Source organism: Phocaeicola barnesiae DSM 18169 = JCM 13652 (assembly GCF_000374585.1).
Taxonomy (GTDB): Bacteria; Bacteroidota; Bacteroidia; order Bacteroidales; family Bacteroidaceae; genus Phocaeicola; species Phocaeicola barnesiae.
In genome coordinates, this window is sequence record NZ_KB894658.1 from 1 (window position 1) to 15,457 (window position 15,457).

Here is a 15,457-nt window from a genome sequence, read left to right on the forward strand (position 1 = left end):
TCTTCGTATGTCCGCTTGAATTGGTCTAATGTCATATTCTTCATATTTGCACAATATTGGTTATGGACACAAAAATACGAAGAATCAAGGCTGGAATTTGACGGGGTTTACTGAATGCTTACTTTACACAAGTGTAACAGCATGCTCCGATTTTGAAGCGAAAGCCGATATAGGGCATTCCGTAATTTATTGATATCCAATGCAGTATAAAAACAACTGAATGGGTATATCGAACTGATTCTTCAGCTCGTTTGATGTAACAGCATACTCCGATTTTTCCACCGCATCCGTGACGATGATGGACTAATGCTAAAAATCGCTCACGACTATATGAAGCTGATGGGAATTGAGAACACGCAGTTCATCATCGCCCGGCATACCGACCGTGATCATCCGCATTGTCACATCGTTTACAACCGGGTGGATAATGACGGGCGCACCATCAGTGACAAGAACGACCGCTACCGGAACGAAAAGGTCTGCAAGATGCTGACAGCCCGTTACCGTTTGCATTTTGCCGAAGGGAAAGAGCATGTCAATTTCATGCGGTTGCGTCATCACGACAAGGTAAAGTATTTTATCTATCATGCCTTGAAACGAGAGGTTCCGAACGCCCGAAGCTGGAGCGAACTGCGACTGGCCTTGTGGAGATACGGAATTGATACGCAATGGAAGCTAAGTCGCACGACCGGAGAGATGCAAGGTGTAAAGTTCACATGCAACCAACTGACCTTTAGTGGTTCCAAGATTGATCGCCAGTTCAGTTTCCTGAACATCGACCAGGAGCTGAGGTATAACGCTCTTTCTGCTACAATGAACCTGCGTCAGGTACAGGCAGAAACCATACGCGAGGAACCTCGTCATGAATACCAGCAGGAGAATCATTCCGGCATCAGTCTGGGATTGTTCACACCCTCTCCTACGGATTATGATACAGAGGAAGCGATACAGGCCAACCGGCTTAAAAAGAAGAAAAAGAAACCGAAACGCAAGCGAGGTTTCAGTCTATAATCAAATTTTTATTAACCACCAAAATTCAAATTATGAACTATTCCGATTTTATTTACGATTTCAATCTCTATTTGTGCGAGAGATTCGGTTACAGAAACTGTTGTTCCGTTATGCACAACGCCAACGGTATTTGTATTTCTGTCCATGTAGGCGAAATGGATTTATACATCCGTTTCTGGGAATACAGTTGTGGTGTTGGCAGCATCCCCGACTGGAGCATTATCATTGTACGCAGCAACTTCAAACGAAACCAGCAGGAAAACCTGAAAGACCTTGCCCGCTTTTTCAAGGAGTACGCCCCGCGCTATGGTTACAAATATCTCTGCACCGAGGATGATGACTACAAGTATTATCAGACCCTTGGTCTGAAACTTATCCATAAAGGATTTTTCAGACAATATAATTATGGGTTGCCGTTAAAGGAGCTAAAAATATAACTATTAAAAAATATTATTAGGAGAGTTTTTGAATCTCCTAATAATATTTTTTATGCAACAAATAGTATCTAAGCTAGACTATTTATTTCTCTGTAAATCATATAAAAAATCATATAGCGAGTTTGCTACGACCTTCGCTAAAGGAGTAGGAACGCCATTGCTAATAATTTTGAACTTTGCTGAAAGTCGTCCAGGACCAAAACAATATTTATCATCTACACCTTGTATTCTTAATGCTTCACGAACAGATAATCTCCTATTATTATATGGATGAAGAAAGATTTCATTATTACCAAAACATGTTGTTGGACTATAACGATAACGATGTAATCTTTTAAATGATCTGCGTTTTGTATCCCCTTCGTAAATTTCCTTTCTCTTTTCTGAATTTTTAATAAGTTCAAAATATTCTATTCCATTAGGCATATTTACCGCATTATCTAAACAGCTTTGGACACAGAGTTCGTATGGTATGCTTTCTGGCTTTATCACATTTATTGTGCCATAAGGAATCATTGAAGGCCAGTCATATTCTTTTTCTGCATTTGGAAATTTAGCTTTTGGCCAAGGAAAATCTATTGATGTTACATTATCAATAGATGGTGTACGTGTAACCAATGGAGTGAAGCAGTCTTTACGAATTCCAATTATGAACACCCTTTTTCTATATTGAGGTACTCCGTAATAAAGCGCATTCAATATTTGTCTATCAATATAATAATCATCACAAATACTATTTAACAATAAAGTATCTAGTATTCTTTTCTGCTCTTTGCGCATAAGTAATCCTACCACATTTTCCATAACAAAGAACGAAGGTTTCATCTTACGTATTCTATTATAGAAAACTTGCGTCATTTTCCCACGTTCACCATTAAAGCCTTTTCCATTTCCATTCATTGTAAAATCTTGACAAGGAGGTCCTCCAATTATACCCCATAAATTTGGAACACCATTGGGAAAAGCCATATCAATTATAGCTTTAGGAGATAAATCTGTTAAAGATTCAGTTGTACTAATTGGACAGAATCTTTCCTTATGAGCTTTTGCCCATGAAAATAAGCCTTCATCATGCAGTTGTGCAAACACTTTATCATATTCATTTGCAAATACGACATCAAACCCAGCACTTATAAAACCCATATCCATAAATCCCCCACCTGAAAAAAAAGAAATAATAGGTATTCTTTCTTTTTTTATATTTATTGTGTTATAATTCATAAACTAATGTATTTTCAGTTACTTTATAGGTGTAATTATTTGCTAATGAAGAAGTACGGATCACATTAATAAATACCAATTTTTTCCCAATATAACCATAATAATCATCAATTGGATACACACCAATTCCAGAAATATAATATGTGATATCCCCATTTTGTAAAATATACATATTTGAACTAGAGATCCTCTTAACATAACCACATATTGTTCTGTATATCAATTCGTCCGATTGAATCATATAATTACAAATATGCCTGCAAGAGCAATAGCCACACCTATCTTTATCCGGTTTTATTAAATCTTCAAATTGACGTGCATTTATTGCATTGTTTAATTTAACAATTCTTTCTGCAACGTCTTTTACAAGAGCTTTGCTTAATTCCTCATCATAAACTATATCAAAAAGCTGTCCTTCAATATCTATTAGTTTCAATGACCGTATATTTCCTAAGGACAGATGTACACACATAGCAGCATAAAGATGCAATTGAACAATATATTCCAACTTCAGATTACCATCTTCATCTACCACCCGACCAGACTTGTAATCGATAATATCGATATTTCCAGAATCAATTATCATCTTGTCTACAACTCCTGAGAGTCCTATATCCTCACAAACAATTGGCTTTTCCGAAACTATCTTGATATTTGTAGATTCTAATAAAAAATCTGTTTTTTTCTCGTGTATAGTAATTGCATATCTTATAGCTTTATTTCTTTTATCGTAATCATTAATTTTAGGATTTAATAAAGTAGGATAACTTTCAATTAGTTTTTTTTCTGCTCATTAACAAGTTGCTCCCATATTTCCATCATTTCTCTTGGAGTAGATAATGTGCCTTTTGAGGCTAATTCATAAATTTTATGTATGATTGTTCCAAGAATCGTATTTTTGTGAGGAGGCAAAAAATAAGTATTATCACCTAATGTATATAATACCTTTTGAAGAAGAACCTGATATGCACATCCATTACAAATCCATGAGAAAGAGCTTGGAGACAAAGTCTTAATATGAACTTTGTCCCAAGTATCATCAATATGTGGTATCTTGATAAATCTCATATCAGATATTTTGTTGTATTTGAATATATTCGTAACAATTACTTATTCTCCGAAGCAAATTAAATGTGTCAATTGTTATAACATTTGAACTATCCCATTTTGCATTACAAATAAGAGATGCTTCAAAAACTGCATCAGCAAGTATTTGGGTCTCTGCAACACCCTCCCATAGCGGATGCGAAGCAAAAACTGGCTTCCTTTTCCCTTCTGTATCATACATATATGGTATCCCATTATTTGTTTTAGCTATTTGATATGGATTAGTACTATAAAATCCTTCATTTAGCGACTTCAATAATGTCTCTGCCAACTCAGACCAGCCCTTTAATTCTGGTGTATTGAATTTACCATCTGCACCTGCCTTATAATTATTATCACACATTACACGAAACAGAGCAATACCCAAACGCCAATCAAGTAAACCATGATAAGGCATGTTTTTATAAGATTTCAAACATTTATAACATGAAGAATCACATTCTTTAATATGTTCATCGCTTAACATCTGCTTAAAATACAAATCCATTCCATTCAGTATTCTGTCTCTATAATCAAGGAAATTCAAACAGAAATCAGCGACAAAACCTGAACCGTTTATCTTTTCATCAGCAAGACACACTTCACCCAAATTTCCTGTCTTTGAAAGAACCTCAACAACGTCTATTTCGGTTGGGTCTATATCAAGTTTTGATGCTATTGCTCTCTGGATGAGGAATGATAAAGTATAATATGCAGCTCTTACCCCTTGTGTTCTAAAATCCAATCTATTATTAACACAATGGAAAGGTTCAAGAATCAATCCTTCCACCCTATTTGCAGGAGACAATGTTATCACATTCGTTATTTTTTGTGCTGCCAAATGAATCGTTTCCAACCTATTACCCAATGGTGTAATATATGTTTTAACATCTTTGTCATCAGGAGGTAATAGCGTTACATTGTCATTTAATATATTGGGACTATCCGTACCATTATAAATGGGATTTGCAATCCATTGTTTTGCCAAAGACCGAATCCTAGTTCCGTTCAAATTATAGCTTACACTACATTCACGACCTTCAATTTCCTTATCACTTATTCGCCACGTTTTACCGTTTCTAAATAACGAAAGAGAGACATTCATATCATCAAAGACTTTAACTATAGGACGTTCTGAATTCTCCATGCAAATACCATTACGCTTTACTATAATTTCAGAATCATCTTTTTGATCAAAACCTTTCGAAAGACTTGTAATAAATGATGCAGGTGTACAAATCGTTTTGGAAGTCATTGGTGACATGCAGTAATCGCAGACTACACCTTGAGTATTTGGATTACGATTGTCTGTTACAATACACTTGCAGCTAGGATTGCTACATTCCCATAATGTCATCCTTAAAGGAAATATAGGAGCATTTGCATTACCTTTTGTCTTGATACACCCTTGACCATTGATTCCTATTCCATACACTATTGATGATTGAGAAAAACCAATAGATGTAAGAATATGTTTATCCTTTGTGATAGAAGCGCCAGGGGCAAAGGCTGTAATAGCTTGATCTATTGGACGTGAAACTGAAGCAATTTCTTCTTTTACCACATTTCCTTCAGTATATTGCAAACTATGATATAAGAGTCGATCTCGTGTCGGCATTCCATACATTGGCAATACACCACCTTCAGCCAAACATTCCGCAAGCATATCAGCAACAATAGATTGGTCTGTTACAGTTCGATCCATTTGCATTATCAAGCAATTTTTATTAGTAATATCAGATACATATTGAACTAACTTTGAAACAAGATTCTTGTCATTGGTTAACAAAGTGGCTATATGGTACAGCTTATCTAAATTTGTTGTATTACATAACCAACTTTGCACATAATCTTTTATGGCCCCTACATTATCTATCCATCCTTGCCGTGTACCAAATTCGCCATGAGTGTTGCCATCTAAGCGGACATTAGACTCATCGGAATAAGACTTGAACGCATAATACAACACTTCCTTTGCATATAACCTTTGCAGAATCTCTAACTGATTCATCGACAAAAAAGGAGTAGGAGGTTGATCACCAGTTATCTGATGAGGGTTTAGAAAATAATGTTCATCATGACTGCGACCTCGACATAGGGTCAAAATCATAGAGTAAGCCTGTCCTCGACGACCTCCTCGTCCTACTCTTTGTTGATAATTAAATCGCTGAGGAGGCATATTTGTTAACATAACACCCTGTAATGGACCGATATCAACCCCAACCTCCATGGTAGTGGTTACACTCAAGACATCAATAGAACGAACTTTTTCTATGTATTCTGCATGAGCAGAATTTTGATCGATTCTTACAATATCGCGAAATTCCATCTGACGTTCACTTTGATTATCGGTCTGCCCTGAAAGTTCCTCACTATGTAATCTACAAGCAGGACGATGTTTAACAATATTAATCATTAAGTCCGTTTGCCTGCGCAGTTCATCAATAGTAATGGTATGTATTTCATCCAAATGTTGAAAACAACCGGTACAAATTCTTGCCGATCTATTTAGATGTACACGACCACACTTAGGGCAAATATAACCAATTTCATTTGGCAAAACTCCACGAATCAATAATGCATGAGGTTGCAAAAACATTTGTTGATTGCCTGTTAAGGCAAGATAATCCAGAACAGCTTGCCCCAGTATGTTGGGAACCTTTGTTTGCCTTCCATTCTGTCTTACATATGGTATTCGATACTTATCACAACACGAATAAATATACCTTCTAATAGGAGATTTCGCTTTCAAATTTTGAAAATTCGCATCACTGTCTGTAGGAAATATATCATAAGGGTTATTTGTATATCGGTATGAATTACCAATTAATCGAATAACAGAATTGACTATTTCCATAAATACATCCGATGAAATATCAGCTAAACCTGAATTAGTAAGTATACCATGAATCCTATTTTCATCCCTTGGTACAGTAACCCATCCAATACCAGCACTTTCAGCATTATAATGCAAACGTCCGAATAGCACATGCATAACATTTTGAATAATGGCACTTCCAACTTTTCTATTAACATCTTGTTTCAACAATGGAGATGCATTGTTATCTATCTCATACCACATTACCGGACTAGCGGTCGGTGTTTCCTCAAAATGCTGATTCGCAGAGTTGCAACCAGCAGGATTTGTATATAATTCTCTAAAAGCTTTATAAATAGGCGAATCAATGCAATTATTCGTATTTATTAATTGTTCTACAGGAATAGTTTTTTCCAAAATGTTTTTTACCTCGGCAATCTCGTCGTCTATGGTATTAAGTGTACGTTGAGCACTACGTATCTCGCGTGATGTTGCATTAGGATTATCAAGTGTTGTTTTAGCCTCATTCTTATCAGTCAAAAGTTCATCAAGATAATTTCGTTTTGCTTCATAATCTATACTTGGATCAAGTGTACATTCTTCTACAATGATATCGCGCATTAAATCTGTATATTGATTACGCTCAATGCTATTAGCTACAACAGCAGCATCTTGACGACTATCAGCAAATGTCACAAGCTTACGATTATGTGCAGTAGGCAACTGGTAGAACAATTCGCGAGCATATAACTGAGTGACTTTATTGAAACCAGTTCGGAATCCTCTAAGAGGTGAGCGGAATGACCTTCCAAATCTGTCTGTAGCGCAATGTGGACAATGGCAAGGTAATGCAGGAGCTTTGATAGCTGCATCAATATTTTGTTCTCCATCCAAAGCTTCCACAGTATATAAAAAGCCTCTGATGCCGGAATGTTGTTCTCCATCTTGAGCGATAGTAACGTGTCCCGTTTTTTCATCCAAGAAAGCAAGTTGCCAGTGACAACTTAAGTTTTCTCGATTTTCATTAAAACTTATTTTATGTTGTAAACCGACACCGACTTCTTGTAACATTCTATCAACATCACGAATACTTGACGGTACTGGATAGAAAATTGCAAATTCGTGATAATTTCGTTTCTCTACCATAACCTGGCTCTGTCGCTCAGGTAAATCTTCTAGATTAGAACTAGTCGGCAATATATCTGTCTTCCACATACCTTGTTCTCTATAAGCATGTCGTTTGCCTCCATAAAACAATGTACCACATTGTTCGCAGTAAAGCAACTCCAACACACGCTTGTCTCCATCTATCTCATAAGAATGGGCATGAAGCTTACCTACCGGCCTCCCTTTCTCCTCATCATACTTCTCAAGCGTAGCCCATAATCCATCTATGTTTCGATAGAATAAATGGAAACGAAAACGCTGCATAGGTCCACAATCTACCTTATCAAATATATCATATAACCCCCGAATTATTACTAAACCTTCGGCGGCCTTCACAGATTCATCCTTCATATTACCAAAAAGATAGTCTACAAAATACCGTCCTAACGCATTTGCAGATTCTGGTTCACCTTTCCCTTTAGAAAATGGAATGGCCCTGTTATGCCCCAGTTCTTTTAAATCAAAGGTGTCTGACAAACGTTTAGCTATGGACAATTCATCGGATGCAAAGACATGGAGCAACTGTGCCAATCCATCAGTATCAGGTAATTCACAATGTGCATAGGTTGCTAATGATAAAGCTACGTTAGAACAAACCTCATCTACACGATTTTTAATTTCAGCCTTAGTCTGATACTCTTCAAAACACGAGGGGTTCTCGTAAAACAAATCATAAATTCTAACAAATGGCTCTGTTGGAAGAACACTGTTATAACTTTGTACAGTTTGCATATAATGCCCTTCAACAACATTATCTGCAGTAAACTCGGTTCCAAAGAAGTCCTTTAAAAATTTCAAACTTTCATTTCTCTTTGTGCCAGTGACTTCAAGAGATGCTGAAGACGCAAGAATTCTTAACTGAGGGCTATCTGGTGATAGACCGAGTCGATTAAGCAACAAGCGAATAAGATAGGCGGTTTCTGTACCTGAAGTACCACGATTTAAATGCAACTCATCAATAACAAGATGAAAAATATGTGATGAACTTTTTGCCAACCACTGTCGAGTCTTTTCTATAATTGGATTGTCCACCTCTCGCATCAACATCATTGCCAACATAGAATAATTGGTAATCAGAATATCGGGAGGTGTCTGTTGCATGTCGAATCGTGAACGCATTTCTGATGAAGCAATGCCATCCTTGCCACATATCATTTGTGAAATGGTGCGTCTTACCTCATATTTCTTTTTATTTTTTCTTTGTTGTTCTTCAGATAAATTAGAATCAAGAAGTTTTAATGTATCGTCTGTCATTTTGTCTAATGCATTCATAGAAGACAACAAACTTTGATAGATTCGACGATTCCTATCTGTTTCTCCAAACTTTGGATAACCAGGCGTTGGCGTAGCACCATTATAACGTCCAAAAAAGATGCGATTTCCGTGCAAACGCTCTGTCATCCACTTTTGTACTTCATCATTATCCAAAGCATCACGCAGACGAGTCATTTGATCTTCTACCAATGCATTCATAGGATATATTATAAGGGCTCTGACAGCCGCATCTCGTTTTTCATTAGGACGCTGCATAGCAGAAGATGCTAAATATCCGGGAGTTCCTTGTTCTGCTCCTTGCGGGAATTCAAATATATCCTGCATAAGCAACGGATTGCCATCATTCGCATTCCACCATCGGTTTGGAGTATATGCAACAGGCTGTTTCCATTCATTCTCCGCTTCTTGAATAATGCTCGCAAGCATAGGTAGTAAGAACGATTCTGTTTTACCGGAACCGGTACCAGAGGTGATAACACAATTTTTTCCTTCCAATGCTTTACGCAACATTTCTGCTTGATGCTGATATATCGGGTAATCCCCTTTTATTAATCCTTTAAGAATAAATTCCTTAAATATAGAAGATGACTCTTGATTCATCGTTGGGAGATCCTGCTTTCTTAACGATGAAATACGCAGCTTTTCACCATTATCCAATTCAACATTCTTATAAGCAGGTAATGGTTCTATCCAAGGCTCACGAGCCGCAACTTGATCTGTTCGTAATAACTCTTCACGTTCTTCTTCAATACTTTTATATCGTGTTCCAAATGCGGTCTTTACATAAAGGATAAAATTATCCTTTATCTCCTTATACGCATATATTGGATCAATAAGATATTTTGCCATAATACATCATAATTTAAATTTGTCCTAATTTTTTTAAGATTGTATCCGGACTACTTGCACTTGCATCTGTACAAGGATTTACGCCAATATTATAAGCCCGACTACCCAAAGTTGACTCAGGAGTTTGTCCTGTCAACATTGTCAATGCTCTAGCATAAAGTAAAGGTAATCTTAACTGTTGAGGCATACTAATTTGTGCCCGTTCTTTATCATAAATAAGAACTTTCGCATCTGCATACCTCATTCCGATAAAATGTCCCCAGTATTTATCAACTTCTTTCATTTGCCCATCATGAATCAATACAGAAACTTCATCTTTAGTACCCGGAAAGAAAATTACAAAATCCTTATTTTTGTCAAAGTTTCTTTTATCTATCTCCGCATTAGACAGATACCTACCCAATTTCAATTTTTCAGGATACAATTCAGCCATTCTTTTATAATCTATTGCACGAAAGCTTTTAACCATAAACAAATCTCTTTCTACACCATTAGAAGTTATTTCTTCAATATACTCTTCAACTGAGGGCAATGTTTCAAGCAATGCATTAGAATAGATATTATCTTGATACTTAAGATTTAACTTCTCTGCTAACTTTTTAAACGAATCTCTTTCCTCCGCATAAAGATAAATGGTTTGAGGCATCAAACTATTGTCCTCACATTTTATTTCTAATTCATATTGATATTGTAATTGATACCTTTCTATCTCTTTAATAAGGGATATGGTTCTACCACCAGACAACAGGCATTTATATTTCCTTTCAATACATTTGCGACGTACAATATTCCTTCCATCTGCGCCTGGCAAAATCTCTCTCTTATATTCTGGGACAAGTAATATTAAAGTAGGGTGATTTGCCGTTATACACAATCCATTTTCTGTATATGCATAATTTATATATCCCATTCGGAAATAATCTGCAAGCAAATTTTTTAGTGCAAATCTATCAGGTTGAGATTCTTTCCCTTTATCTTCCAATTCTGAAACAATACGGTCCCGAATGGATTTAATCCATTTCATATTCATCAGCCAACTATCTGTTTGATAAGAAGCCGATGTAATTGCATAGAGAAGATAATCTGTTTCTTTATATGTATTATTTACAATAGTCTTTATCGGAGCATCTTCCATTTGCTCCTTTAACAAAGACCAGTTAATCAAATTCTTATTAGCAACTTCATCAGGGAGTGTTAGTCCCAATGAAAATAGTTTTCCATTTGTTTTGCCCCATTTATCCAATTTTACTTCTTTAAAACTTTTCGGAAGAATAAAATCTGAAAATTTATATGTATGTCCATAAGGTATACGACTTTCATTACAATATAGTACAAACTCTGTATTTATACTTACAGATAATATCCAGACACTTTTCTTCTGATCATAAATCAACTCTTGTGAGTACCTATTTTCACTATTCACAGAAACTGCATATATTTTATCTTTTGCTACATCAACACCTGAAATTTCAAAATGTGCAGGGAATAAATTAGATAATAATATAACCTCCTGATTTTCTGCCGTCTTTACTTCGATATTATTCACGGATTTGCATTTCAAATCTGAATTAAAACGCAAATTATTACGCTGTGGCATTTCCATAATAGCGCAATTTATCCTATACAGACAATAGTTACCGCCTAATATACAATCAGAAACAAATTCAGCGGAATTTCCTTTGAGCCATTCCGTAAATAATTCTATTACATCTTTTCTTACAACAATAAAGTAAAACTTACCCTTGATAAATTCATTCGTTGCAATATATTTATTTTGATAGACTCTGAGAAGATAGTAATCAGAAACAACGAATCGACCTTTAATTGTTTCTAAATTCTCTTCATGTATCTCATATACACCATTTCTATCCTTAAAAATTCTATTGACTATATTATTTTCAATATAAAATGGACGATTAGCATATCCATCACTTTTGATATAAATTAAAGGTAAATCTACTTCTGAATTATCCGCAATAAAATGCATATCATCCATATCATCAATATCAGGACAATATAGATGAAATCCAAATTTTACTACTCGAGAATTTACATCAAAATCCATCATTAATAATAGAGGATAATACGTGTTATCTGATTTAATCTTTATTCTTCCCGTATTGGGATCCCTCTCTTTTATTTTCGTTGTACCATCCCAATGATCGTATTCTTTACGTAGAACAGATATAAGATACTCTTTGAACTCTTTACCTACTAGCTGATTATATCTTCCAATTGATAATCCAATGTATTGATAATTCGTACGAAAGGCTGATAACAATCTATCATTTTCAATGTTAACTTTAGGGGCAAGACCTCCTTTTTCAAATATGATACAAAATTTTTGAAGGTGAGACGGTGATAGCAGACTCTCTTTCATCAGGGACCGTACATAATGTCTCCTTCCATTACCCGAAACAACTTGGCTTGATTTAAAAGCTAGAGATTCTGACTCAGCCCACTTATTAATGCAATTCCAAATTTCATCTAAAGCAATATCTTGCAAAAGATTCCCATCATTATTTGCTTTTTTATTTATGAACCCATTACTAAATAGAAATGGTAAAAGATGGCCATAATAATCATTCCCATGCAATTCAAGCGCATCGTTTTCACAAATTGGCATAATTAAAATAGCAATAATAGGAAGAAGATATTTATAATTATGTTCTTCCTTTGCCATATGTTTAAGAGCTAATAGTTTTTCTTTAAAATCCTCTATACTAGGGCACCTATCTTTTATATTAATCCAAAATTTACAAACAAAATCCCTTTTGATAAAATCGTCCTTAAATTCAGAGGCATATCGACCTTTTGCAATCTCCACATTTTCTTCTTTTGCAAAATCAACAAGATCTTGCAAAGTAATATGAAGTACAACTCTAGCATCTGAGTGTCTTTCAAAATAATATTTGTATATAAGTTCACTCCAAGCTGTATAATTCATACTCTCGATATTATTAATACCCTAAATAAAATTTTGAATACTCTTAAAAATATTTTATTTCATTTTTACCTAATTCAACTTTTGCAGCACCAGCTAGCAAAGCCACGAAGGGATTCGTAACTCATCTCTCCAATCAACCTTGGTGCTTTCAGCCAATCAAAATCTGCAAATACATAAACTCTTTTCATACCTTATTCTTTTTTGGATGCTCTTTCTCGTTTCTTAAGACTCAAATCCTGCAAGGCCTTCCCCATTGTATCTTCTTTTGCAAGCAGAAGGATATCATCATCTAGTTGAAGCGCATAAAGCACCCTGAGATAAATACCTATTGCCACTGTCGGTACACCTTTCTCTATACGTGAAACCGTAAGAGGTGAACAGGTGGCACGTTCGGCAACTTGGGCAATACTGAGATTTCTGCGTAATCTGGCCAGCCTGATCTGTTCTCCTACTATCTGCATCTTCTGCTCCAGCTTTCTTGGCAACTTGGTACCCATTGTACTTTTTGTCATAGCTCAATATATCATATAATATGCAAATATAGTAGTTTTACTTTATTTTATGATGTGTTACGGAGATAAATTTTTGAATTTATTCCTGTTGAAATCTGCTTTGGTCATATTATTGGGCGTTGGAGATATTAAATGCTATTATATTATTCATAAGGCTGATATTTTACAGATAACAAACAATATATTATTTATAGAAAGAAAGCAATAATTTGAACAGAAAAAGAAATAATACTTCCTTTTCTGTACAGAATATTACTACTTAGGTAATCTTGAAAAATAGCGACCGCTGTCACATAGGTCTGTTGTTTGTAACAATCACCGAAACACTGACCACACACAGCAATTGAACTATTTCAAAGCTCTTATTGCCGGCGAAAAGGCCATCAGCTCGACCGAAGTGATGCATCGCTATCAAATCTCTTCAACAACCTCAATATTCCGTTCAAAGGCAGTCCTTATCAAGAATGATATATTGGATAATAAAGCCGGTGAAATCTCGTTCCAAGACCCGATTTATGCCTATTGGTCGAAGACTGAGTTCTTTGCAAAATAATAAGACTATGAATAAGTATAACCTTACTTGGATTGACTTCGCCAATAAGAAAAGGTGCAGGCTTACTAAAGCTATAAATACTTTAGTAGTTATTTCTTGGAGAAAGCTTAATGTTGTATTATTCTATTCTTACCATCCCGGCCAACTGCACGAAATAATCATTTGACCAAATATCAAGTTCTTTTGGATTGCGCACGAAAGGCAATACATCTTCTTTCACTTGTTTTATATCAGCTGAAGAGAGACGCTCAATGAGTTTCTCCTTGAATAACTCTGGAGTGATATTCTCATTGTTGAACTGCTTGCATCGTTCTGCCAGATGAGCAAAATCAAGTGGAATATTATGGCGTACATACCATTCAAAGTCGTACCAATCACGACCTTTTACTCTGTTCTTCCACGCACGATATACTAAGGCGTGCATCTTGCCTGCAAACAAGTCGGGAAGTGTAAAACAACGGGTCATAAATGAATATGGCTGAAGCAATAGCTTCTGTTCCGTCTTGAAGTTCAACGGTGGGCAAGTATCTACTTCTATCTTTATCTTTATAGATTTCTCTGTTTGGAAAGTCACATCATACACATCGGTATTATCTTTAAGAAATGCCGATTCGACCTTTCCGAAATTCCTCTTGTCTTTTTTCTTTATTTCAACCTCACGGCCTACCATTGTAAAAGCATTAACGATAGCAGGAAAGTATTTCGTAAAATCGAACTTATCATCTTGCGTAAGCAATGAAAAATCCATATCCTCACTGAAACGCTGTAAGCCATGAAAGATTCTCAAGCAAGTTCCACCATAGAAAGCCGCCGACTCAAAAAAGCCTCCGGCATACAAGCCAGCAAGTATCACTTGTTGGTTCACTTCAAACATAGCGTTTCTCTTCTGTTGCTCTGTTGTTAAATCATAACGGGAGAGCATATTGTCGAATATTTCATTTTTCATCGTCTTAAGAATTTTAAAAGTGTCGAAATTGAATCGGCCTTTTTGCCAACTTTTATGTAGTCTTCGAATATGGTTTTATCCATCTTATTGAACTCATCCATATCCATACGAATATCCTGTTCAAGATATGTTTCCACATCTTTCATATAGCGAAGATTGACCTGCGAGGAATTGGCAATCAAATCACACAAAGCCTTTTCCGGTGATGCAATAAGAAAAGCATAATTATCCTTATACATACTCCTTACTCCTATTGGAAATGCTATTTTTGAGATATGTTTGTAGTCATAACAGCCGACCGGAGTTTGAAAGCTACGCGAATGCTTTACCGTCATTGATTGATGAACATATACAGCCTCGGGGATAAGTCCATAATATCGTAGTGCAGTAGACATTGAAATATACGAAGGTGTATAGAGATGATTGGCTATCAACTCACTCGATAGGGTCTTTCCTGAATATTCGGGGTTGATCACATAAAGTCCTCGCTTCAATCTGATGATAATCCCTTGCTTTTCGAGCCAGGTTACTTTCTTGTCAGCAGACTTAAGTTCTGGATATAACGATTCAATGATTGAAGTCGTTACTGGAATGGTTCCTATTTCATTTAATTGCCTGTCCATACTGCAAATATA

10 protein-coding genes and 1 pseudogene are annotated in these 15,457 nt (G+C 35.8%); 3 read left to right on the plus strand and 8 right to left on the minus strand.

The window, feature by feature from the left end; translation table 11 throughout:
* Positions 1-285: 285 nt before the first annotated feature.
* Together C510_RS16570 and C510_RS16575 are read left to right on the plus strand one after the other, a co-directional pair.
* Positions 286-1,011: pseudogene (locus C510_RS16570) on the plus strand (relaxase/mobilization nuclease domain-containing protein); the annotation flags it as partial.
* 32 nt (positions 1,012-1,043) lie between these two features.
* Positions 1,044-1,448: a hypothetical protein gene (locus tag C510_RS16575; protein WP_025892845.1), complete on the plus strand. Its 405-nt coding sequence runs from the start codon at positions 1,044-1,046 to the stop codon at positions 1,446-1,448.
* Positions 1,449-1,526: 78 nt separating this feature from the next.
* Here C510_RS16575 and C510_RS0113510 read toward each other — a convergent pair whose 3' ends face one another.
* The 6 genes from C510_RS0113510 to C510_RS0113535 form a co-directional block, all read right to left on the minus strand.
* On the minus strand, positions 1,527-2,669 hold the full coding sequence (locus C510_RS0113510) for a DNA cytosine methyltransferase (RefSeq protein WP_018711820.1): 1,143 nt from the start codon (positions 2,667-2,669) through the stop codon (positions 1,527-1,529).
* The gene (locus tag C510_RS0113515; RefSeq protein WP_081621848.1) at positions 2,659-3,444 is read right to left on the minus strand and encodes a PD-(D/E)XK nuclease family protein; all 786 of its coding nucleotides are present in this window, start codon (positions 3,442-3,444) and stop codon (positions 2,659-2,661) included. Before C510_RS0113515 ends, C510_RS0113510 begins: the two co-directional genes overlap by 11 nt.
* Positions 3,444-3,737 (minus strand): hypothetical protein, encoded by a 294-nt coding sequence (locus tag C510_RS0113520; RefSeq protein ID WP_018711822.1) that lies wholly within the window; start codon positions 3,735-3,737, stop codon positions 3,444-3,446. The genes C510_RS0113515 and C510_RS0113520 overlap by 1 nt, the downstream gene beginning before the upstream one ends.
* A 1-nt stretch (position 3,738) precedes the next feature.
* Entirely contained in the window at positions 3,739-9,864 is a 6,126-nt protein-coding gene (locus C510_RS0113525) for a DEAD/DEAH box helicase (protein ID WP_018711823.1), read from the minus strand.
* 13 nt (positions 9,865-9,877) lie between these two features.
* Complete coding sequence (locus tag C510_RS0113530) at positions 9,878-12,811, minus strand: hypothetical protein (protein WP_025892848.1); 2,934 nt, start codon at positions 12,809-12,811, stop codon at positions 9,878-9,880.
* A 191-nt stretch (positions 12,812-13,002) separates the two neighbouring features.
* A complete protein-coding gene (locus C510_RS0113535) occupies positions 13,003-13,323 on the minus strand; it encodes a helix-turn-helix domain-containing protein (RefSeq protein ID WP_025892849.1) in 321 nt (106 codons plus the stop codon).
* 343 nt (positions 13,324-13,666) lie between these two features.
* Here C510_RS0113535 and C510_RS17525 point away from each other — a divergent pair, with 343 nt between their 5' ends.
* A complete protein-coding gene (locus C510_RS17525; RefSeq protein ID WP_018711825.1) occupies positions 13,667-13,876 on the plus strand; it encodes a hypothetical protein in 210 nt (69 codons plus the stop codon).
* 118 nt (positions 13,877-13,994) lie between these two features.
* On the opposite strand, the gene C510_RS0113545 is transcribed toward C510_RS17525, so the two are convergent.
* Together C510_RS0113545 and C510_RS0113550 are read right to left on the minus strand one after the other, a co-directional pair.
* Positions 13,995-14,822, minus strand: coding sequence for a nucleotidyl transferase AbiEii/AbiGii toxin family protein (locus tag C510_RS0113545; RefSeq protein ID WP_025892850.1), 828 nt, complete (start codon positions 14,820-14,822; stop codon positions 13,995-13,997).
* Entirely contained in the window at positions 14,819-15,445 is a 627-nt protein-coding gene (locus tag C510_RS0113550) for a type IV toxin-antitoxin system AbiEi family antitoxin domain-containing protein (protein ID WP_018711827.1), read from the minus strand. Before C510_RS0113550 ends, C510_RS0113545 begins: the two co-directional genes overlap by 4 nt.
* Positions 15,446-15,457 lie beyond the last annotated feature (12 nt).

Coding starts and splice junctions, on each gene's coding strand:
- C510_RS16575 (WP_025892845.1), top strand. CDS start 1,044: ATGAACTATTCCGATTTTATTTACGATTTCAATCTCTATTTGTGCGAG.
- C510_RS0113510 (WP_018711820.1), bottom strand. CDS start 2,669: ATGAATTATAACACAATAAATATAAAAAAAGAAAGAATACCTATTATT.
- C510_RS0113520 (WP_018711822.1), bottom strand. CDS start 3,737: ATGAGATTTATCAAGATACCACATATTGATGATACTTGGGACAAAGTT.
- C510_RS0113525 (WP_018711823.1), bottom strand. CDS start 9,864: ATGGCAAAATATCTTATTGATCCAATATATGCGTATAAGGAGATAAAG.
- C510_RS0113530 (WP_025892848.1), bottom strand. CDS start 12,811: ATGAATTATACAGCTTGGAGTGAACTTATATACAAATATTATTTTGAA.
- C510_RS0113535 (WP_025892849.1), bottom strand. CDS start 13,323: ATGACAAAAAGTACAATGGGTACCAAGTTGCCAAGAAAGCTGGAGCAG.
- C510_RS0113545 (WP_025892850.1), bottom strand. CDS start 14,822: ATGAAAAATGAAATATTCGACAATATGCTCTCCCGTTATGATTTAACA.
- C510_RS0113550 (WP_018711827.1), bottom strand. CDS start 15,445: ATGGACAGGCAATTAAATGAAATAGGAACCATTCCAGTAACGACTTCA.